Annotated in this window: 16 protein-coding genes, 2 tRNA genes and 3 rRNA genes; 7 read left to right on the top strand and 14 right to left on the bottom strand. The window is 51.9% G+C overall.

Annotation, left to right across the window (positions count from 1 at the left end):
• Positions 1-855, bottom strand: a complete 855-nt coding sequence (locus tag K0I63_RS12160; RefSeq protein ID WP_220081210.1) for a putative selenate ABC transporter substrate-binding protein — start codon at positions 853-855, stop codon at positions 1-3.
• A 239-nt stretch (positions 856-1094) separates the two neighbouring features.
• Here K0I63_RS12160 and K0I63_RS12165 point away from each other — a divergent pair, with 239 nt between their 5' ends.
• On the top strand, positions 1095-1769 hold the full coding sequence (locus K0I63_RS12165) for a response regulator (protein WP_011866145.1): 675 nt from the start codon (positions 1095-1097) through the stop codon (positions 1767-1769).
• A complete protein-coding gene (locus K0I63_RS12170; protein ID WP_220081211.1) occupies positions 1760-3109 on the top strand; it encodes an ATP-binding protein in 1350 nt (449 codons plus the stop codon). The genes K0I63_RS12165 and K0I63_RS12170 overlap by 10 nt, the downstream gene beginning before the upstream one ends.
• On the opposite strand, the gene K0I63_RS12175 is transcribed toward K0I63_RS12170, so the two are convergent.
• Positions 3106-3801, bottom strand: coding sequence for a 2OG-Fe(II) oxygenase (locus K0I63_RS12175; protein WP_011866147.1), 696 nt, complete (start codon positions 3799-3801; stop codon positions 3106-3108). The genes K0I63_RS12170 and K0I63_RS12175 overlap by 4 nt on opposite strands.
• Positions 3802-3921: 120 nt before the next feature.
• On the opposite strand from K0I63_RS12175, the gene K0I63_RS12180 reads away from it, so the two are divergent.
• The gene (locus K0I63_RS12180; protein WP_011866148.1) at positions 3922-5187 is read left to right on the top strand and encodes a cyclic di-GMP phosphodiesterase; all 1266 of its coding nucleotides are present in this window, start codon (positions 3922-3924) and stop codon (positions 5185-5187) included.
• Between the two features lie 89 nt (positions 5188-5276).
• The gene (locus K0I63_RS12185; protein WP_220081212.1) at positions 5277-5585 is read left to right on the top strand and encodes a DUF3135 domain-containing protein; all 309 of its coding nucleotides are present in this window, start codon (positions 5277-5279) and stop codon (positions 5583-5585) included.
• Positions 5586-5659: 74 nt separating this feature from the next.
• Here K0I63_RS12185 and corA read toward each other — a convergent pair whose 3' ends face one another.
• The gene (corA, locus tag K0I63_RS12190) at positions 5660-6607 is read right to left on the bottom strand and encodes a magnesium/cobalt transporter CorA (RefSeq protein WP_011866150.1); all 948 of its coding nucleotides are present in this window, start codon (positions 6605-6607) and stop codon (positions 5660-5662) included.
• 161 nt (positions 6608-6768) lie between these two features.
• Entirely contained in the window at positions 6769-7137 is a 369-nt protein-coding gene (locus K0I63_RS12195) for a hypothetical protein (protein WP_220081213.1), read from the bottom strand.
• Positions 7138-7301: 164 nt separating this feature from the next.
• Between K0I63_RS12195 and K0I63_RS12200 the strand changes: the two genes are divergently transcribed.
• Positions 7302-8087, top strand: coding sequence for a DUF2057 domain-containing protein (locus K0I63_RS12200; protein WP_220081214.1), 786 nt, complete (start codon positions 7302-7304; stop codon positions 8085-8087).
• Positions 8088-8189: 102 nt separating this feature from the next.
• Here the strand turns inward: K0I63_RS12200 and K0I63_RS12205 are convergent, their stop codons facing one another.
• The 7 genes from K0I63_RS12205 to gmhB form a co-directional block, all read right to left on the bottom strand.
• Positions 8190-9113, bottom strand: a complete 924-nt coding sequence (locus K0I63_RS12205; RefSeq protein ID WP_258406860.1) for a patatin-like phospholipase family protein — start codon at positions 9111-9113, stop codon at positions 8190-8192.
• Between the two features lie 698 nt (positions 9114-9811).
• Positions 9812-9927 (bottom strand): 5S ribosomal RNA (gene rrf, locus K0I63_RS12210).
• Positions 9928-10030: 103 nt separating this feature from the next.
• Positions 10031-12923, bottom strand: a 23S ribosomal RNA gene (locus K0I63_RS12215).
• A gap of 296 nt (positions 12924-13219) precedes the next feature.
• A tRNA-Ala gene (locus K0I63_RS12220) sits at positions 13220-13295 on the bottom strand.
• A gap of 114 nt (positions 13296-13409) precedes the next feature.
• A tRNA-Ile gene (locus tag K0I63_RS12225) sits at positions 13410-13486 on the bottom strand.
• Positions 13487-13686: 200 nt separating this feature from the next.
• Positions 13687-15231, bottom strand: a 16S ribosomal RNA gene (locus K0I63_RS12230).
• The 16S, 23S and 5S rRNA genes sit together here with 2 tRNA genes alongside, the layout of an rRNA operon.
• 564 nt (positions 15232-15795) lie before the next feature.
• Positions 15796-16350: a D-glycero-beta-D-manno-heptose 1,7-bisphosphate 7-phosphatase gene (gene gmhB / locus K0I63_RS12235; RefSeq protein ID WP_220081215.1), complete on the bottom strand. Its 555-nt coding sequence runs from the start codon at positions 16348-16350 to the stop codon at positions 15796-15798.
• A gap of 173 nt (positions 16351-16523) precedes the next feature.
• Here gmhB and K0I63_RS12240 point away from each other — a divergent pair, with 173 nt between their 5' ends.
• Entirely contained in the window at positions 16524-17843 is a 1320-nt protein-coding gene (locus K0I63_RS12240; RefSeq protein ID WP_220081216.1) for an aminopeptidase P N-terminal domain-containing protein, read from the top strand.
• A gap of 69 nt (positions 17844-17912) precedes the next feature.
• On the opposite strand, the gene K0I63_RS12245 is transcribed toward K0I63_RS12240, so the two are convergent.
• The 3 genes from K0I63_RS12245 to K0I63_RS12255 form a co-directional block, all read right to left on the bottom strand.
• Positions 17913-18503: a uracil-DNA glycosylase family protein gene (locus K0I63_RS12245; RefSeq protein ID WP_220081217.1), complete on the bottom strand. Its 591-nt coding sequence runs from the start codon at positions 18501-18503 to the stop codon at positions 17913-17915.
• A gap of 162 nt (positions 18504-18665) precedes the next feature.
• Complete coding sequence (locus K0I63_RS12250) at positions 18666-19988, bottom strand: NAD(P)/FAD-dependent oxidoreductase (RefSeq protein ID WP_258406861.1); 1323 nt, start codon at positions 19986-19988, stop codon at positions 18666-18668.
• 14 nt (positions 19989-20002) lie between these two features.
• Positions 20003-21043 carry a proline racemase family protein gene (locus K0I63_RS12255; RefSeq protein ID WP_220081219.1) on the bottom strand — a complete coding sequence of 347 codons (1041 nt, stop codon included), beginning with the start codon at positions 21041-21043 and terminating at the stop codon, positions 20003-20005.
• A gap of 203 nt (positions 21044-21246) precedes the next feature.
• Between K0I63_RS12255 and dapA the strand changes: the two genes are divergently transcribed.
• Positions 21247-22161: a 4-hydroxy-tetrahydrodipicolinate synthase gene (gene dapA / locus K0I63_RS12260; protein WP_220081220.1), complete on the top strand. Its 915-nt coding sequence runs from the start codon at positions 21247-21249 to the stop codon at positions 22159-22161.
• Positions 22162-22165 lie beyond the last annotated feature (4 nt).

Here is a 22165-nt window from a genome sequence, read left to right on the forward strand (position 1 = left end):
TTAATCTAGCAGGCCGATCGCCGTGGCCACAGATTCGATAGGCTCATAATCTGCGTTGTCTGCCTCAACAAACGACTGACGTGGGAAGCTGGCCAGCAGATCCGGATCTTTCATCTCCAGTAGCGCCTTGGTCAGCTTCTCAGTAAAGCCTGCACCGAAACGTTGATCGGCGTCCGCACGTACCGTCCACTGATAGTCTGGATAGGCTGGGGTTTCCCAGATCACCTTCACCTTGCTGGTATCGACTGTGCCATTGGCCACCGCCGTTTCCCATACCTTGTAGTTTACCGCGCCTACCTGATAGGCACCGGCCTCGACTTGGGCGATGGTACGGCTATGGTCGCCAGAGAAACCGATACGGGTAAAGATATCTTGCACCTGCTTGCCCATGTTGCGCTCGATGTAAAATTGCGGCATCAGGCGGCCAGAGGTCGACCCTTTCGAACCGAAGGTGAAGGTATAACCGTTCAGGTTAGGGAAGTTAGTCGACTGCTCGAGCGGAGTCGAGGCATTGGCGATGAAGAAGCTCTTAAAGTATTGGTCTTCATAACCCTGAGCAATGGCCTGTGAGCCAGGCACCAGACGTCTCGCCTGCACGCCAGAGAGGCCACCAAACCAAGCAAGCTGCACCTGATTGTTACGGAACGCGGTGACGGCTGCCGAGTAAGATTTGACCGGCACATAGTTCACCTTAACGCCCAGCTCAGTCTCCAGGTACTTTGCGACCTTGTTAAAACGCGTCTTTAGCTGACTCTCGTTTTCATCAGGGATGGCCGTAAAGGTAAAGGTTTCGGCTAACGTCGCCGGCACAAACAAACAGGTAAAGATTAAGGGTAGAATTTTAGCGAAGGACATATCTAGGCCTAAACGAGTAAGAAATTTACCGGATTCTAACCATTTGACAGGCAAATTAACAGGCGGAACATGACCTTATTGCTCACAAAAATCTAACAACTAAACTTTGTTTGAAGATGAGTCAGTCCCTGTTAAGCTAACCTATTATAAATTAATGTTTTATAAAACGTCCTCCGCTTGGCTAACAATTGCCCTAACGGGTCACCGAGCGAGCACTTAAATAAACATAGGCAAAGCATATGAGAATTTTGGTCGTTGAAGATGATCCCCTACTGTCCCACCACCTCAAGGTACAACTGAGCGAGTTAGGCAACCAGGTTCAAGTCGCCCAAACCGCCAAAGAAGGCTTCTATCAGGCGACTAACTATCCCATAGACATTGCCATCATAGACCTTGGCCTGCCGGATCAAGACGGTATCTCGCTGATCCAGTCTCTGCGCAAGGCCGAACTCAAGGCGCCAATTCTTATCCTCACCGCCCGGGTTAACTGGCAGGATAAGGTCGAGGGGCTCAACGCCGGCGCCGACGACTATTTGGTGAAACCCTTTCAGAAAGAGGAGCTGGTCGCCAGACTCGACGCCCTGGTGCGTCGCAGTGCGGGCTTCGTCAAACCGCAGATCACCAGCGGACCACTGGAGCTGGACTTGGCCGCCAAGCAAGTCACGCTGGATCAGAGCCCCATGGAAGTGACCGCGTTCGAATATCAGATCCTCGAATACCTGATGCGCCACTGTCACGAGGTGGTGGCCAAACAGCGACTGCTGGATGTGATCTACGGCGATAAGGAAGGCGATCCCAACACCATTGAAGTAATGGTCAGCCGTCTGCGCAAGAAACTGACCAAGGGGGGACTGGAAAACCCCATCGCCACCATTCGCGGTCAGGGCTACAAGTTTAATCTGCCATGCAAATAAGGTTTAAACCCAAACAGCGTCTGCTCACGCGGATGTTTCTCACCTCGCTCTCCATCATCGCCTTGGTGGGCTTCGGTCTCGCCTGGCTGGTCAACCTGTTGTACGCCCAGAATAGCTACAACGAGGAGACCGCCGAGCTTATCGCCGAGATCCCCAAGGTGGCCGCCGAGCTGAGGGAGCACGACCTGATCCCCGAGACCTCAGAATGGCTCGACGAGAACAACACCCCGGAAAAATATATCATCGCCAGCTGCAACGAGGAGTTTAAGCAGGTATGGACCTCCTCTCTGGCCGTAGATCGTGGTCTGTTCGACACCTGTGAGCGCTTCAACGAGATACGCTTCGACTCGCCGCCCTACTACCTCAACCTCGCCGACAGTAAAAACTACTTCGTCTACCTGTTATCGGTGGAGATCGCCAAGCAAAAATACAACCTGCTGGTGATGAAAGATGCCCAGAAACTGGAACAGGAGTTCGACAAGTTCAGTCGCCGCACCTACTGGCGCCTGGGCATGATCTTGGCCCTAGCCTTGGTGCTATTGATCAGTGCCGGCTACTGGGGAATGCGCCCCCTGGTGCGTATGCGTAACGAGCTGCACCAGGTCAGCAGCGGCAAGGCCAAGGCACTCTCGGAGGATTACCCTGTGGAGCTCGAAGGGGTCACCCAGGCGCTCAACCAGCTGCTGGTACAATCCAGTGCCCAGCAGGAGCGCTACCAGAACGCGATGAACGATCTTGCCCACAGCCTAAAGACGCGTCTGGCGGCGGTGCACGCCATCACGGACGATCAGACCCTGAGCAAGTCGAGTGCCAGCGAGAAGATCATGGAACAAGTCAGTCAGATGGATCAGTTGGTCAAGTATCAGCTCAAGCGCGCCATGCTCGGTCGTAAGGGACTCAAGCAGGAGCAGACCCTGGTCGCGCCGCTGATCGACCAGCTGTCGCAGATGTTGTTTAAGGTCTACCGTGACAAGCAGATCCAATTTAGCGCCGATATTCCGGATGATCAGGTGTTCCCCGGCGACAAAGGCGATCTGATGGAGCTGTGTGGTAACCTGATGGAGAACGCCTTCAAGCTATGTATCAGCAAGGTAGCGGTCACCGCCCGTTACAGCGATAACAGCGAGTTTGTCTTAATTGTGGAGGATGACGGCCCAGGGGTTCCCGAGGCCATTCGTCAACGGATAATAGAGCGCGGCGTGCGCGCCGACACTCAGAAGGCCGGCCAAGGCATAGGGCTTGCCGTCTGTAACGAAATCGTCTCCAGTTACAACGGCAGCCTCAGCATAGATACCTCATCCCTCGAGGGGGCGAGGTTCACCATCAAGATCCCGCTTTAACCCACAGGGGCGTAAAGCTTCTCGGCGCGGTTAAACATCACCCAGGAGGTGGCGATATACTTATCGCCACTGATGGGCATATTGCCCCTGTGACTGTGAGTGAAGCCTGCCGGCGCAATCACCATGGTGCCCTTCTTCGGCTTAATCTTACGCTGCTGATAAAAGAACTCGGTTTCACCGCCCTCTTCCACATCGTTTAGATAAAACATATAAAGCACGACCCTGTGCAGCGCCTCATTGTGTCCCATCTGCGGAAACTGCTCCGAGTGCCAATGGGGATAGCCCCCCTTGCCCTGCTGGTAGTGTTGAATATTAATGGTGCCGCTGCGATACAGGTACTGCACCAAAGGCTGTACCCTGTGCCTTCCCAGGGTATCGAAGTTGTCCGGGGTCAGCGTCTGCGGCTTACCCTGCTCGTCCGCCAGAGTGACCGCCACCGCCCCCATCAAACCCAGGGCATATTTTTCAAAATATTGCGCGCTGTGTTTTAGCGTATAATTAAGGAGTTCGTTTCTCAGTGGCAGTAACTCCTGAAAGTTATCCATGGTTATGTCACGGCTAATTTTCTTTTCCAGGTCAACACCATGACCCGTAATACCATCAATGACACCAGGATGTGTGTTGACGGTCTCGATGAGACGATCGCACAGTTCATCTGGAATGGCATTGGGGTAGACTTCGATGAAATCCATGTACAACTCGCTAAATTAGACAAATTTGTGATGCAACTATGCTGACACATAGCTTAAGTAATTGTAAAGCCAGCTGGTTCAGATAAAATAACGCGCAACTTAAGGCAAACGTAAAGACACATGAGCAGAAGCTGTAAGGTAAACACAAACCAACTACAAGTGGGCAATTTTGTTAGATTACCTGTCTCCTGGAAAGACCATCCCTTTCTATTTAATTCCTTTAGACTCAAGCAAGAAGCTCAGATCGAACTGATTAAAAAACTCGGTATCGAGTATGTGTTTGTCGACCTGGATAAGAGCTCAGCGCCGCCGCTGGGCAAAGAAGATGCCTACGATGCCCCAAGCTTTAGAGATGACGGCGACCTGACCAAACTCAGTCAGCAGATGAATCAAAACAAGCAGGAGCGTATCGAGCACCTCAAGAAACTCAAGCGCGATCTCAAGAAAACCGAGCAGGAATTTGACCGCTCCGTTGCCATGATGCGCAACCTGATCGCCAAGCTGAGAAATCGCCCGCTTAACGCCATTTCCGACGCCAAGGAGCTGATCAACAGCATCACCGAAGAGCTGCTTAACTCCGACAACCTGGTGCTGCACCTGATGAGCGACGCCAAAGACAGCGACGGGATCTACTATCACTCCCTCAACGTGGCGGTGCTCTCAATGATGATCGCCAAGGAACTGGACTGGCCAAGAGAAGATATCGAGGCCGTCGGCATGGGCGCCCTCTTTCACGATACGGGCAAGCTCAAGATCCCGCCTCAGCTGCTTCGCAAGAAGACGCCGCTCACCCAACCCGAGCTGAACTTCATCCGGCAGCACCCCGCCATGGGGATAGAACTGTTGAAGCTGGCCAATAACTTCCCCGAAGATGCGGCGCCAATCGTCAGAGACCATCATGAGTTTCTCGATGGCAGCGGCTATCCCAGAGGCTTGAAGGCGGAACAGATCAGCCTGCCAACCCAGCTAGTCGCCGCGGTCAACCTCTACGATCAGCTCTGTCACCCAGAAGGGCAAGTTAAGGCGCGAACCCCCTATGCGGCGCTGGGCTACCTGTATAAGAACTACAAGGAGCGGCTCAATCAAGAGGCTATTGGTAAGCTCATCAAGATGCTCGGCGTCTATCCGCCTGGCAGTGTGGTGGAACTTTCCAGCGGACAATATGCCATGGTGATGGCGGTGAATCTCGAGAAAATCCTCTTCCCAAGGATCTTGGTCTACGATGCGCTCGTGCCAAAAGAGCAGGCGCCTATCGTGGATCTGGAGAGCGAAGGCCTAACTATCGTCAGGTGTATCGCCCCCTCGGCGCTGCCGGAAAAGATCTTCAAATACCTGAGTCCCAGAGAGCGGGTCAGCTATTTCTTCGGAGGCGATAAGAAGGCGTAACGTACGCCTGACTGTCTTTCTCCGCGGGCCAGACTAAAATTAGAGTACTGGCCTTGCATTATGGCGTTTATGCGCTAAGGGGAAAGAGTATGGTAGAGCTACCCGATTTCGACAGCCTGAAATGGCTGGCGCAGCATGCGCCGCAGCAACTGGCCACCCTGCAGAAAAATCTTAACCAGGCCTTAATCAGCGAGGCCCATGCCAATAACCGCGCCCAGCTGGAAACCATTCGTCATCATCTCGAGTTCAAGCTGTCCCGCTGCACCACGCCTTACGCCCGCTGCTATATGGCGCTGCGGCTGATGAATGACAAGTTCATCACCTTAAATCAGGTGATCAATCAGCCCGACCTTTACACAGATAACAGAGCCAAGGTGCTCTGTTATCCAGGTAAATAACTCACGCCGTTAAGATGTGCGTTTGACTGCCGGCCAAAACTTTAAACCAGGCAGGTACCAACCTCAGGCTAATATCAGAGCCAGCCTTTACGCTTGAAGAAGAAATAGGTCGAGGCCGCACTGCCAATCATCATCATGATCGCCATAGGATAACCCCACTGCCACTCAAGCTCTGGCATGTTGGCGAAGTTCATCCCATAGGCGCTGGCAATCACGGTAGGAGGCAGGAAGATCACCGCCGCAACCGAGAAGATCTTGATGATCTTGTTTTGTTGCAGCCCACTGAAACCCATGGCCGCATCGAGCAGGAAGTTCAACTTATCGAAGATGAACTGACTGTGGGGCATTAGAGATTCGATATCCGACAACATCTCCCGCAGATCTTTCAGATCTTCATCGGTCAACTTGCCGCGATAATAACGCTGCATATAACGCAGGGACCGCTGGGTATCGAGCAAACTCAGACGGATCTTACCGTTGGAGTCTTCCTGCAAGGTGATCAGCTTAAACACATCGTCGAGTTCACTGCTCTCAAACACCTGCTCACCCACACTATCCAGCACGGAATAGACATCTTCGATCAGATCCGAGAGGTAATCCACCTTAAGGTTAAACAGCTCCAGGAAGAGCGCCTGTGGCGTCTGTACCTCTAAGCGGCCTAAACGCAGATAGTTACGCAGTAAGCGGATCAGCCCCACATCATCTTCCCTCAGGGTCACCAGAAACTGTGGACGCAGGTTGAAGGAGACGTTCACCCCTTTAACATCCTGTCCGACACGCTGGGGGAACAATGAGTTGATGTGCAGACCATCCTTGTTTTGATAGAAACGCGCCGAGGCCTCAATTTCGTTAATATCTTCCTCGTCCGGTAGCTCCTCTACCGAATAGCCCCTCAGCCATTCACGTTCGTCATCTTCAGGTTTATAGAGATCCAGCCATAAGGTACCCTCGGGAACACTGTCTCGAATATTCAACTCGACAATGGATAACTTATTCGCTTGAAAGACATAAGCCGTGATCATAGGACCTCCTGAAAAAGACACTTAGATGAAAACGCACCACATCCAAGCGCAGGGTATAATTTGGCGTTATTCTACCGAATAACGCGCCATTGAACAGCCTAATCGACTGCTAATGAAGGGAATATAACCAAAATAAAAATGAAGCGGTGTTAAAAACCAGCCTACCTCATATTCGGCGGGGTATCGGCTATCACAATCCGCTCTTGAGTCGACAAGCGAACCTTAAGGCCATCTACAGTGGTGAAGGCATCGCTCTGTAACTCGCGTTTACGTACCTGATAGACCTCTTTCGAGGCCGATGCCGGCGAGATTATGGTGACATACACCAGCTGATTGCCCTCTTGCCAGGACCAATACCAGTAGCCACCACTCCCCAGCAGTGCCAGGGCGGCGATACCAAAGGCAAGGTATTTAAATACGATTCGCTGACCCAACTGACTGGCCGTCGGTTGGCTGGACACCTTAGGCTTACGAAGATAGGCGATCGCCGCGGCAATCACTAACAGAGTCACTAAAATTTTAGTTAACACGCTAAGCTCCTGGAATTAATCCCCACCATTATAGAGTCTTAGCAAGCAAATTACTGTAACCCAACACTCAGGATGCTCAAAAAGCCCAATGGCCGCTTGTAAAGTTGTCCAACTGGGCCACGAGGTGCTATAACACAGATAAATTATTCTTTTCCCGGTTTACCATGAAATCTTTAATCCATTGCCTATTCTTGATCCCACTCTTTTTTGTACAAGCGCACGCCGAAGTCACCATCACACTGCCAGATAGCGCAGAACCATTGCTGCTTAACGGTAAGGATATCACTGGCCATCAGCTGATCTCGCAAAATGGCCCGCAGCAACTGGTCTTTAATGCCCGCGCCACCTACCGCGAATTTGGCCAACAGAAGCGCTTCGTCTCAGAGACCCTTATCGTCACCTTCTCTGGCGAAAACAATCACTATCGCGTCGCCATCCCTAAGATCAACTCACCGAAATCGGCGGAGAAATTTAACAACGCTCCTCAAATTAGCCTCACGGATACCCAAGGCAATAATGTCACTTACAAGATAGATAAGTTGCTAAAGGATGGCATTCAGATAGGCCGCGATTACAGCGAAGAGATAAAGGCCTACAACATGGGCCAAGGCGTTGCGGCCATAGCAATTAATCAAGCAATCCAAGTAGCGCCTACTAGCACCTCAAGCAGTGCCTCGAGCAATGCCTCAAGCGGCGCAGCAAGTCCTGCGGCAGCCTCAACGGCCTTGGCAGCGCAGCAAACCACTGCGCAACAAGGCGCTCAGCCGGTAGGCCAGCCAACTAGTCAACCAAGCACTCAGCCTGTAACTCAAACAGGCACGCCACGCCGCGATCAGATCAATGTCGGCCAGATGCTAGATTTCTGGTACGAACAAGCGGATGAAGCCACCAGAGAAGCCTTTAAAAAGCGTATAGGGCTCATCGAACAGGCTCAGCGAGACGGGCACTAAGCCAGCCGGTTGGATACTTCCGGTACCGATAGGCGCATGACTTTCAGTGAAATAGCTTTCAGTGAAACAGCTTTAAGTAAAATAGCTTTAGCCAGCATAACGTTATGCGGCACGCTTCATGGTGGAAAGGCTATCCTGTTTCAGGAACTTAAATCCCGCCCGCCGCCCAAGTCGATAGTCCCTATCAAGCTCTGCCGTCGAACTGCCGAGTAACTTGCTCGCTAGTGCCCGGCGGGGAAATAACTGAATGATCTCCACGCCCTCAGGTGGATTGTCGATAAAGGAAAGTGAGCGCTTATATTCGGCTTCATGGTGCAGGTAATACTCAATCGCCCTAGGGCAGCGATTCGAGCTGCAGATCCAAGACTTGAGACGATTCACCCAGGGCGTATAAGCCTGGTATTCCTCTGGCATGGTACGTATCACAACTATCTTAGTCGCCCCGCGCCGATGGGCCTCCTCCACCGGCAGCGGCGCCGACAGGCCACCATCGACATAAAAGCTGTCCTCTAAAGGCACCCCTTGGCGATAGAGAAACGGGAGCGCGCTTGACGCCTTGAGTAACTCCAGCCAGTTCTGCTTATTGGGCTGACGAAATATCGCCTGATAGTTAGAACCATTGGTCATGCTAAAAAGCAGTCGGCGATGGGTCAATGCCCGCATCCCGGCAGACAGATCTAGGCCTAAGGACTCGCCTTGCACCTGATTAAAGTACCAATCGAGATCCACTGTACTCTTCCCGGCAAGACCGCGACTCACCTTCACAAATTGTGGATCGCGGGACAAGCCCTTAATCGCCTGCTTGGCAAAGCCAATCTGCCCCGTGAGATAACTCGAGAGATTTTGGGCTCCAGCCGAAGTACCGATAAGCAGCGCAAAAGGGTTATATCCCCTCTCAAGCCAGGCATCTAACACGCCGGCAGTAAATATCCCCCGCTGCCCACCGCCTTCGGCGATCAACGCCGTATTGGCCTGTACGGGCGTTAGCACTTGCCCTAGCTGACTGTCCTCTTCCTTAGGAGTCAAGGATGGGCCCAACAGAGAAAGCGAGCCGGTAGAATCAGAATTTTGAGAACCAGTCTTAGGAAAACCGGCAGTAGGAAACCCAGCATTAGGAAAGCCAGTATTAAGAGAATGCATCACAGATTTAGTGCCCCAGTTAGCCATTAGCTTGATATCCTAAATCTAAATCCCCCTAGCTCCCCTGTATAATTGAATGATCAAATCGCACAGATAGAAAACATCTATTAACGCCCAAGTACTCTCAAAGTAACCTATCCGAGCCTCTCGCCAAGAGGCATTAGAGATCTGCTAACTCAGTGCTTATTAACGGATGGCGATTAGAACAAGTAAGAGGACACGGAATACATTTTGAGCCTCTCACATGAAGGTGTAAGACATCCGCTTATCAAGCGCAGCTTGATGGATGACTGGAGCGCGAAGCAGTTAAGCAGAGGGTCTAATGAATAAAGAGAAAAGGCGCCTGTCATGGCCAACTTATAGCCAGACATCAGATACTAACTCCGTCAATCTCACATGGGGGCGTAAGGCATCCGTTTATCAAGCGCAGCTTGATGGATGACTGGAGCGCGAAGCAGCTAGGCTGCGAGCTGAGGGGCCCACCCACGAAGTGGCTGTGGGCTGCATGTGAAGTAGCACTTTCGCGGAGCGTAGAAAGCAAAAAGCCCTAGCGTTTTAGGCTAGGGCTTTTTGTTTTATTAGGCGCCTGGAAATGACCTACTCTCACATGGGGAGACCCCACACTACCATCGGCGCGATTGCGTTTCACTTCTGAGTTCGGGATGGGATCAGGTGGGACCACAATGCTATGGTTTCCAGACAAATTTGGAAATTCGGAAAGCTGCTTGAGTTCGCACTTCAATCAAGTACTTTTGTATTCTTTTGATTACGTAAAACCATCGTACGAAACCCTTTTGGGTTGTATGATTAAGCCTCACGAGTCATTAGTACAGGTTAGCTCAACGCCTCACAACGCTTACACACCCTGCCTATCAACGTCCTAGTCTCGGACGGCTCTTTAGAGACCTTAAAGGTCTAGGGATGACTCATCTTAGGGCTCGCTTCCCGCTTAGATGCTTTCAGCGGTTATCGATTCCGAACGTAGCTACCGGGCAATGCCATTGGCATGACAACCCGAACACCAGCGGTTCGTCCACTCCGGTCCTCTCGTACTAGGAGCAGCTCCCTTCAATCATCCAACGCCCACGGCAGATAGGGACCGAACTGTCTCACGACGTTCTGAACCCAGCTCGCGTACCACTTTAAATGGCGAACAGCCATACCCTTGGGACCGACTTCAGCCCCAGGATGTGATGAGCCGACATCGAGGTGCCAAACACCGCCGTCGATATGAACTCTTGGGCGGTATCAGCCTGTTATCCCCGGAGTACCTTTTATCCGTTGAGCGATGGCCCTTCCATTCAGAACCACCGGATCACTATGACCTGCTTTCGCACCTGCTCGACGTGTATGTCTCGCAGTTAAGCTGGCTTATGCCATTGCACTAACCGTACGATGTCCGACCGTACTTAGCCAACCTTCGTGCTCCTCCGTTACTCTTTGGGAGGAGACCGCCCCAGTCAAACTACCCACCAGGCACTGTCCTCAACCCCGATTCAGGGGCCAGAGTTAGAACATCAACACTACAAGGGTGGTATTTCAAGGATGACTCCACGAGAACTGGCGTTCCCGCTTCAAAGTCTCCCACCTATCCTACACATGTAGGGTCAATGTTCAGTGCCAAGCTATAGTAAAGGTTCACGGGGTCTTTCCGTCTAGCCGCGGGTATACGGCATCTTCACCGCAATTTCAACTTCACTGAGTCTCGGCTGGAGACAGCGTGGCCATCATTACGCCATTCGTGCAGGTCGGAACTTACCCGACAAGGAATTTCGCTACCTTAGGACCGTTATAGTTACGGCCGCCGTTTACCGGGGCTTCGATCATGAGCTTCTCCGAAGATAACCCAATCAATTAACCTTCCGGCACCGGGCAGGCGTCACACCGTATACGTCATCTTGCGATTTTGCACAGTGCTGTGTTTTTGATAAACAGTTGCAGCCACCTGGTATCTGCGACTCCCGTCAGCTTAGAGAGCAAGTCTCATCACCAACAGGAGCGTACCTTCTCCCGAAGTTACGGTACCATTTTGCCTAGTTCCTTCAGCCGAGTTCTCTCAAGCGCCTTGGTATTCTCTACCCGACCACCTGTGTCGGTTTGGGGTACGATTCCTACTAACCTGAAGCTTAGAAGATTTTCCTGGAAGCATGGCATCAACTACTTCATCACCGTAGTGACTCGTCATCAACTCTCAGTATTAGGTACCCGGATTTGCCTAAGTACCCTACCTACAGCCTTAAACGCGGACAACCAACGCCGCGCTAGCCTAGCCTTCTCCGTCTCTCCATCGCAGTTAGCAGAAGTACGGGAATATTAACCCGTTTCCCATCGACTACGCCTTTCGGCCTCGCCTTAGGGGTCGACTCACCCTGCCCCGATTAACGTTGGACAGGAACCCTTGGTCTTTCGGCGAGGAGGTTTTTCACCCCCTTTATCGTTACTCATGTCAGCATTCGCACTTCTGATACCTCCAGCGTGGGTTACCCCTTCACCTTCAACGGCTTACAGAACGCTCCTCTACCGCACCAGCGCAAGCGCTAGTACCCATAGCTTCGGTGTATTGCTTAGCCCCGTTATATCTTCCGCGCAGGCCGACTCGACTAGTGAGCTATTACGCTTTCTTTAAATGATGGCTGCTTCTAAGCCAACATCCTAGCTGTCTAAGCCTTCCCACATCGTTTCCCACTTAGCAATAACTTTGGGACCTTAGCTGATGGTCTGGGTTGTTTCCCTTTTCACGACGGACGTTAGCACCCGCCGTGTGTCTCCCGAGTAGTACTCATTGGTATTCGGAGTTTGCAAAGGGTTGGTAAGTCGGGATGACCCCCTAGCCTTAACAGTGCTCTACCCCCAATGGTATTCGCTCGAGGCGCTACCTAAATAGCTTTCGAGGAGAACCAGATATCTCCCGGTTTGATTGGCCTTTCACCCCCAGCCACAAGTCATCACCGCATTTTTCAACATACGTGTGTTCGGTCCTCCAGTTGATGTTACTCAACCTTCAACCTGCCCATGGCTAGATCACCGGGTTTCGGGTCTACACCTTGCAACTAAACGCGCAGTTAACACTCGGTTTCCCTACGGCTCCGCTATTCGCTTAACCTCGCTACAAAATGTAAGTCGCTGACCCATTATACAAAAGGTACGCAGTCACGGTCTCAAGAACCGCTCCCACTGCTTGTACGTATACGGTTTCAGGTTCTATTTCACTCCCCTCACAGGGGTTCTTTTCGCCTTTCCCTCACGGTACTGGTTCACTATCGGTCAGTCAGGAGTATTTAGCCTTGGAGGATGGTCCCCCCATATTCGAACAAGATATCACGTGTCCCGTCCTACTCGTTTTCACCTAAAGTTAGTTTTCATGTACGGGGCTATCACCCTGTATCGCTGTGCTTTCCAACACATTCCACTAACACCCTCTAGGCTTAAGGGCTAATCCCCGTTCGCTCGCCGCTACTAGGGGAATCTCGGTTGATTTCTTTTCCTAAGGGTACTTAGATGTTTCAGTTCCCCTCGTTCGCCTCACTAAGCTATGTATTCACTTAGTGATGACACCTTATGGTGCCGGGTTTCCCCATTCGGACATCGTTAGCTCAAATGCTTGTTACTAGCTCGCCAACGCTTTTCGCAAGTTACTACGTCCTTCATCGCCTCTGACTGCCAAGGCATCCACCGTATACGCTTAGTCACTTAACCATACAACCCAAATGAGTTTCATCTGAGTCGCATCGCAACTAACGGTTTCTACTTTCGCCAAAAGAATACTCAAGTCACTTGATTAAAGTGTGTTTTGAGAACTCAATTATTTTTCGCAATAACCTTTCGGTTATTACTATCAGCTTTCCAAATTTTTAAAGAGCGACCTCCACGGATGGTGGAAGTGTCGAAAATCGTATGGAACGATTTCGACCTGGCTTAAAAAAGCCAAAGATAAATTTTGCATTTATCTTTGGCATCTCTAACCATAACTGCATGCTCTCTTTAAGAGCAAATGGTGGAGCTATGCGGGATCGAACCGCAGACCTCCTGCGTGCAAGGCAGGCGCTCTCCCAGCTGAGCTATAGCCCCATTACATGCAGCGAACAAAGTATACCATTGCCAATTCGAGTTGAAACAAGGCATGTATTGAGGACGTTTAGCCAGCTAAACGACGAAATACATAACGCAGTATCAACGAAGAATTGGTGGGTCAGAGTGGACTTGAACCACCGACCTCACCCTTATCAGGGGTGCGCTCTAACCAGCTGAGCTACAGACCCATTTCTTTTTGGATTTTTAATCCTTACTCGGCGTTACTCTCTTCGTTTCTCAGTCATGTGCTTAAGCACACTCCCTGCGAGACTCATCAAGTGCCTTGATTAAGAATCAAAACCCTCAAAAATATCTTTCGATACTTTGCTCTATCTTTCTATCAAGTAATCTGTGTGAACACTCAACAAATATCAGTCAATCGTATAGGTAAGGAGGTGATCCAGCCCCAGGTTCCCCTAGGGCTACCTTGTTACGACTTCACCCCAGTCATGAACCACACCGTGGTAAACGCCCTCCCGAAGGTTAAGCTATCTACTTCTGGTGCAGCCCACTCCCATGGTGTGACGGGCGGTGTGTACAAGGCCCGGGAACGTATTCACCGTGGCATTCTGATCCACGATTACTAGCGATTCCGACTTCATGGAGTCGAGTTGCAGACTCCAATCCGGACTACGACCGGCTTTGTGAGATTAGCTCCACCTCGCGGCTTCGCAACCCTCTGTACCGACCATTGTAGCACGTGTGTAGCCCTACTCGTAAGGGCCATGATGACTTGACGTCGTCCCCACCTTCCTCCGGTTTATCACCGGCAGTCTCCCTAAAGTTCCCGGCATTACCCGCTGGCAAGTAAGGATAAGGGTTGCGCTCGTTGCGGGACTTAACCCAACATTTCACAACACGAGCTGACGACAGCCATGCAGCACCTGTCTCAGAGTTCCCGAAGGCACCAATTCATCTCTGAAAAGTTCTCTGGATGTCAAGAGTAGGTAAGGTTCTTCGCGTTGCATCGAATTAAACCACATGCTCCACCGCTTGTGCGGGCCCCCGTCAATTCATTTGAGTTTTAACCTTGCGGCCGTACTCCCCAGGCGGTCTACTTAATGCGTTAGCTTGAGAACCCAGTGTTCAAGACACCAAATTCCGAGTAGACATCGTTTACGGCGTGGACTACCAGGGTATCTAATCCTGTTTGCTCCCCACGCTTTCGTACCTGAGCGTCAGTCTTTGTCCAGGGGGCCGCCTTCGCCACCGGTATTCCTTCAGATCTCTACGCATTTCACCGCTACACCTGAAATTCTACCCCCCTCTACAAGACTCTAGTTGACCAGTTCGAAATGCAGTTCCCAGGTTAAGCCCGGGGCTTTCACATCTCGCTTAATCAACCGCCTGCGTACGCTTTACGCCCAGTAATTCCGATTAACGCTTGCACCCCTCGTATTACCGCGGCTGCTGGCACGAAGTTAGCCGGTGCTTCTTCTGCGAGTAACGTCACAGCTAACGGGTATTAACCGTTAACCTTTCCTCCTCGCTGAAAGTGCTTTACAACCCGAAGGCCTTCTTCACACACGCGGCATGGCTGCATCAGGCTTGCGCCCATTGTGCAATATTCCCCACTGCTGCCTCCCGTAGGAGTCTGGGCCGTGTCTCAGTCCCAGTGTGGCTGATCATCCTCTCAGAACAGCTAGGGATCGTCGCCTAGGTGAGCCATTACCTCACCTACTAGCTAATCCCACCTAGGTACATCCAATCGCAGAAGGTCCGAAGATCCCCTCTTTTCCCCCGTAGGGCGTATGCGGTATTAGCAGTCGTTTCCAACTGTTATCCCCCTCGACTGGGCAGTTCCCTAGGCATTACTCACCCGTCCGCCGCTCGTCAGCAAAGAAAGCAAGCTTTCTTCCTGTTACCGCTCGACTTGCATGTGTTAGGCCTGCCGCCAGCGTTCAATCTGAGCCATGATCAAACTCTTCAATTAAAAGTTTTTTTGCTCCACTCTTTATTCAAAAGGAAGCGACTCAATGAATTCTGATTCACATAAATGACTCGGAAGAATCATTTATATGTTTGTACATATTGCTATGAACACTCATCGTTGCATTGAGATTTAAATCGTTTTCGATTAACTCAATACCTGTGAGTGTCCACACAGATTACTTGATAAATTGTTAAAGAGCGTGCTCATGGTGCCTTAAACACCTCATGAGCGCTAGCACATCTCGGCAGTTCCAAGTGGCTAGGGCTGCGTATTCTACTCAGGGCGACCGAGGCGTCAAGGCCTTTTCTCAGATTGTTTTATAAATTCGGCTCAAATGCTCAAACATCGAACAACATGACGAATTAGCCATCAGAAAAGGCACATTTTGAGAAATGATAAAGTGAATTTCGGTCACTAGGTTCGTCTAATCTGGTCGAAATAAACGAGCAAAAAGGCGATTCTGACTAGATTCGCCCATCAAAGGCATATAAAAGGCGACTTAATAGCTATTGATAACACATTCATCAGATAAAACATTCATCAACAGCTTATAAAGACTTGTAACTAGTTTAGCGACGCCAGGTAAGCCGGCACATCGGCGATAGAGTCCAGAACGACGGTCGCCGCGGTTATGGCTTCATCTGTTACCGTTTTGCCGGTGCGCACTAATATACGGGTCGGCACCCCTGCGGCCTCGGCGGCCAGCATATCGTCACGCTTATCCCCCACCATGACAGAGCGGCTCAGGTCTATCTTTAAAAACTGCGCCGCACTCTTGAGCATGCCGGGTTTAGGCTTACGACAATCACAGTCCTGCTTATACTCGCCAATGCCTTTTTCGCTGTGATGAGGACAGTAATAGATGCCATCGAGGTCGACACCCTTATCGGCGAAGTTCCAGTCCATCCATTCGGTCAGGCTGTGAAACTGATCTTCAGTGTAGAGTCCGCGGGCGATGCCCGACTGATTGGTCACCACCACCAGCTTATAGCCTTGCTGCTTTAACGCGGCGCACGCATCGAATACTCCCTCGACATATTCGAAATCATCGACCTGATGCACATAACCATGGTCGATATTAATCACTCCATCTCTATCCAGGAAAACGGCACGATTCACGAAAACTTCCCCAATCCGACTGAACCCAAAAATTAGTTGGCCATTATTATCACACTTGAATCAACAAAATGCACCGAACAATCACGAATAAAGTCGACGAGGACTAGAAATGAATAAAATATACAAATATAGTTAAGCCATTCGCAAATGACTACACAGCATTAGGGATAGAGATGCCCGCAAACAGCCAATACGCCATTAGACGCCAATGCCTCATGGACAGCCTACCCGAGGACAGCTTTGTGATCCTCGTGGGTTATCAGCAAAAGGTACGCAGCAAGAACATCAAGTATCACTTTCGCCAAGACAATGATTTTCTCTACCTCACAGGTTTTAACGAGCCTGATGCGGTTGCCCTGCTCTATCGTGGCCCGCAAGGCGAGATAAATTACACCTTGCTCTGCCGCCCAAAGGATCCTCAGCAGGAGGTCAGCTTCGGCGCCAGAGCCGGCATTACCGGTGCCATCAAACATTTTGGCGCCACCCAGGCGTTTGATATCGCCGAGCTAGAGAGCGTCATCGCCTCCAGCCTCACTCATCAGACTCAGGTATTTATCAGCGACGAGCTGGGCCGCTTTAATCATAAATTGCTGGCGTGGTGCAACGCCCAGCGTCATGGCAGCGCCTTCGATACGCCTAAATACTTTCGGAGCATCACGCCGCTGGCCAAGCACCTACATCCACTGAGAGTGCTCAAAGATGAGAGCGAGCAGGCGGCGATCCGCGCCGCAGTTAACGCTTCCATCGACGGCCATAAAGCAGTAATGACAGCCTGCCGCGCAGGGATAAATGAGGCGCAGCTTGCCGCCACCTTTAATTTTGCCATCGCCGCCCACGGCGCTAACGAAGTGGCCTACCCCAACATAGTGGCGGCGGGCGACAACGCCTGCTGCCTGCATTATGAAGAAAACTGCTGTCAGACCCAATCCGGTCAGATGCTACTGATCGATGCCGGCGCCGAGCTCAATCACTACGCCGCAGATATCACCCGCAGCTATCCGGTAGATGGCCGCTTTACTCAGGCACAAGAAGCGATCTACCAACTCGTACTCGATGCCCTCGATGCCGCCATCGCCAAAGTCAAACCAGGCACGCCCTGGAATCACCTCTATGAGACCTGTATGCAGGTGATGGCCCGCGGCCTCATCGAACTCGGGCTATTACAGGGGAGCTATGAGGAGGTGATGGCCAGAGAAAGTTACAAACGCTTCACTGTGCATAAGACGGGGCACTGGCTGGGGATGGATGTCCACGATGTCGGCCCCTATCACGATGAGAATGACGAGTGGCGCAGCCTTGAGCCAGGGATGATCTTTACCATAGAGCCCGGCATCTATATTCCGGCCTCAGCCACAGATGTACCCGAAGCTTTTCGCGGAATGGGGATCCGCATCGAAGATGATATCCTGGTCACTGCTGACGGCCATGAAAACCTGTCAGAGAAAGTACCTAGGTCAATTGCCGAGATCGAGGAATTCATGGGCCGAAGCTAGTTTTTTATGACGTGAGCGCTATAACAGCATTAGGGTTCTAATGACTCGAGGTTTCTTGGGTTTAGAACTTTAAAGACGCTTTTGCGCGATAGCGCTCGCCACCCGAGCCTTGAGTACGGGCAATAATTCGGTTTCAAACCAAGGGTTACGCCTGAGCCAAAGATTGTTGCGAGGGCTGGGATGAGGCAGCGGCATGATCTGATTGCCGTAAAGTTGCCAGCCTTGCACGCACTCGGTCACCCCACCACACTGCTTACCGAAATGATAGGCCTGGGCATATCGGCCAATCACCAGGGTGAGTTGAATGTTTTTTAGGTGTGCCAGCAGAGCCTCTCGCCAGGCGGGCGCACATTCTGCCCTTGGCGGCAGATCCCCAGAGCGTCCCTTCCCCGGATAGCAAAAACCCATGGGGACTATGGCAAAAAGATTTGGATCGTAAAACTGCTCACGGCTCACCCCGAGCCATTCCCTGAGCCTGTCACCGCTGGGATCATCAAAGGGCTGCCCGCTGGCCGCGGCCTTAGTGCCCGGCGCCTGACCGACAATCAACACCTTGGCGCTTGATTCGGCCTGCAGCACGGGCCGCACCTTATGACTAAGATGCGGCTGGCAGATCTGACAGCGGGCTATACGCTCTAGTAGTTGTTCTAAGGATTCCATAAAGGCTCCGGCAAAATATTATTAACCAATATAATGCTACAGCAATGCCAAAGCTAAATCGCAATCGAATCTTCACCGAGATGCGATCTTACAGACATGCATACCCGCCTTTCTTTTATCTCGTTATCCTTAAATCACTTACTATGCCTCATCGTCCGCCACCTAAAATCGGTCGATGCGATAAGGGGTCATATCGACCAAAGCCTCCTCCCTCTTGATGGTCTTCGCCATAAGCTGTGCGCTAAAGGCGGCCCAGGTGAGTCCCAGGTGCTGGTGACCAAAGGCAAAGAAGATCTTATCACTCTTAGGTGAAGCGCCCAGCACAGGCAGGGAGTCGGGCAGCGAGGGTCTAAAGCCCATCCAGCGCTCTCCCTGGGAGGTTTTAGCACTGGCCAACACATCTGGCAGCAGCGCCTTGGCATGGGGCAGCAAACAATCGGCCCTTGCCTCGACCAGTGGCGCCTTGAGACCGCCAAATTCAACCGTACCAGCCAGACAGGTGCCCCGACTCATGGGGGTAATGATGAACTTGCGCTCGAAAGATGCCACAGGCCGCTGCAGACGGCTTTGCTGTGGCATCATCAGATGATAACCACGCTCGGTTTCCAGCGGCACCTTAAAGCCAAGCTGCTGCGCCAAAGGTTTTGACCAGGCGCCGGCGCTAAGCAATAACTTGTCGCTTTGGTAAGTTACTCCGCTAGCGACACTGACATTAACACCTTTCTCATTATTATCTCCCTTACATTCAGCAGCTAACTGAATTACCTCTCCGATCACCAGCTTGCCGCCCAGCTTCTCAAACTGCGTTGCCAAGCGGTGACACAACTCGGCCGGGTCCGGTGTATGGCCGACCTGGGTAAACCACAGTCCGTGGTTGATATTGGGGCTTAGATCCGGCTCTAGCGCCCTCACCTCCTCACCACTGATTAGCTTCACCACCACGCCGGCATCGCGATAGCTCTTGTATACCCGCTCGACCTCGATAAAAGGCGTCTGTTCAAACACCAAGAGACTGCCCTGCAGTTTGAGTAGCTCGGAGCAGCCACAATCGCTCACCAGTTGCTGCCAGGCTTGGATACTCTTTTGATTTAAGGCCTTGATCGCCGCCGAGTTATGGGCGCGTCTTGCGGGCAACATATTGACTAAGAAGCGCATAAACCAAGGCAAGGCCTTGAGAAAATAGCGCGGCTGAATGCGAAACGGCCCTAATGGGTCGAGCAACATGCCAGGCAGTTTGAGTAACATAGCCGGGTCGGCCAGGGGGAACACCTGCTCGGTGGCAAAGTGGCCCGCGTTTCCAAAGGAGGCGCCCGCCGCCACTCCTTGCTTGTCGATAACGCGCACGCTAAAGCCGGCCTTTTGCAGGGCGATGGCATTGGCAAGGCCTATAACGCCAGCGCCTATAACAGTGACATCCGCGTTTCGGGTAGAGGCAGCGCAGGCCCGAGACTCTTTGTCATGGCCCGTTAACTCATGGTTTGTCATATGATTAGCCTCGATCATCTGAGCATAAATCCCTGCTGAAACTGATCCTTAGGATCTAAGATAAACTCATGACGCCCGGTAATAAAGGCGCGGCCGCTCACCTCTGGGATCACCGCCGCCTTGCCATAAAAGTCGGCGTTATCCAGCGCGCAAACCTGCATGGCGCCATCGACGATACTCTCAATCTTCAGGCGCTCACCCAGTGCGACCTCGCCGCGAGCGTGAAGCAAAGCTATTCGACCGGCAACCCCTGTTCCCGTTGGCGAGCGATCGACTTCGCCATCGGCAAACACGCACACATGTCGCGAGTGGGCATCATTGGAGCTGGTCTTATTTGAAGTAAAGATGGTGCCGTAGAGAAAGCCCAAATCCGCTTCTAATGGATGAGCTAACGGATGCTGAGCCATCACGGCGTGCTTGATGCGCCGACCCCAATCGATCAGCTGGGCGACATTATCCGGCAAGCAGCTCAATCCCAGCGCATCGGCATCGACATAGGCGTAATAGGCACCGCCGAAGCCGATATCGTAAGCCACCTCACCTATGCCCTCGACGTTTACGCGACAATCCAGCGCCTCGGCCCAGGAAGGCACGTTACGAAAACTCACCTTGAGTTCACCCTTCTCATCACGATAGGCCTTGGCATGGATAAGCCCAGCCGGCGCATCTATCTTTATCTCTCTTGGCGTATCGCCTAGCGCTAGGGTGCCCGTCTCGACCGCCACTGTTACCAAGGCCAAGATGCCGTGACCGCACATGCTGCTGTATCCCTCGTTATGGAGAAACAGCACGCCGAAATCAGCGCCCGGGGTGATAGGCGCAGTGATGATGGCGCCGTACATGTCGGCATGGCCCCTGGGCTCATGCATCAAGAGCTTACGATAATGATCCAGATGCGCCGTGAGATATCTGCGTTTGGCCAAAATGGTATCCCCGGGGATCTCGGGATATCCCTCCAGCAGGATCCGCAACGGCTCGCCTTCGGTGTGAGCGTCGAGGGTCTTAAATCGGGTACAAGCATCGAGAAAGCTAGGACTTAAATCTAATAGGCGCATGGGGACTTCCTTTGTTATTGTTTGTATGCAATATATAGTATTTACCGGTGAGAGATAAAAACATAAATAGCGGCAATCTCACCAAGGGGCTTTTCTTCCCCTTAAAATTGTATACAATATACTATAGCTTTTGGTAAACGCCAAAACTTGATATCACTTTTTCGCCGCGCACGTTGCACGGCAATATCTATAGAGGTCTGAACATGAAAGTAAACTGGCAAGGTGTATTCCCAGCAATTTCTACCCAATTTAATGACGATGGTTCGATCAACTATGAGTCGAACGCAAGAATGCTGGAAGACCTCATTCGTGACGGTATCGATGGGGTGATCGCCCTGGGTACCATAGGCGAGAACGCCTCCCTTTCTCCGGAAGAAAAACGTGAATTCATCAAGCACACGGTCGAGACGGTCAATGGCCGCATCCTGGTGCTCTCTGGCTGCACCGAAAACACGGCCCAGCAGGCGGCGAAATACGCCCAGGATGTCGAGGCGCTCGGTGTCGATGGCCTGATGCTACTGCCCGCCATGGTCTACCGCGGCACTGACCGCGAGGTGATCGCCCACTATCAACATGTGGCGCGCTCGACCAAGCTGCCTATCATGATCTACAACAACCCTGTGGGTTATGGCGTCGACATCAACCTGGAGATGACCGCAGTGCTGGCCGAAGAGCCAAACATAGTGGCCATCAAGGAATCGACCACAGATACCCGCCGCCTCACCGAGTTGCAGAGCCGTTTCGGCGATCGTTTCAACATCCTCTGCGGTGTCGACGATATTGCGCTGGAGAGCATTTTGCTGGGCGCCACAGGTTGGATCTCTGGCCTAACCAATGTCTTCCCAAGAGAATCTGTTACTCTGTTTAAACTGGCCCGTGCCGGCCGTATTGAAGAAGCCCGTGAGATCTACCGCTGGTTCATGCCGCTGCTACGCCTGGACACCATTCCGACCCTGGTACAGTGCATCAAGTTTGCCGAGCAGATCGTCGGCCGCGGCAGCGAAAATGTGCGCCTGCCTCGAATGACCTTGATCGGTGAAGAGCGTGCCTATGTGGAAAAGGTGATGGCCGAAGCCTTGGCTACCCGCCTGGATCTCGACAAGTACAACCTCAACTAATTCT

The sequence above is a fragment of the Shewanella rhizosphaerae genome (genome assembly GCF_019457655.1).
Taxonomy (GTDB): Bacteria; Pseudomonadota; Gammaproteobacteria; order Enterobacterales; family Shewanellaceae; genus Shewanella; species Shewanella loihica.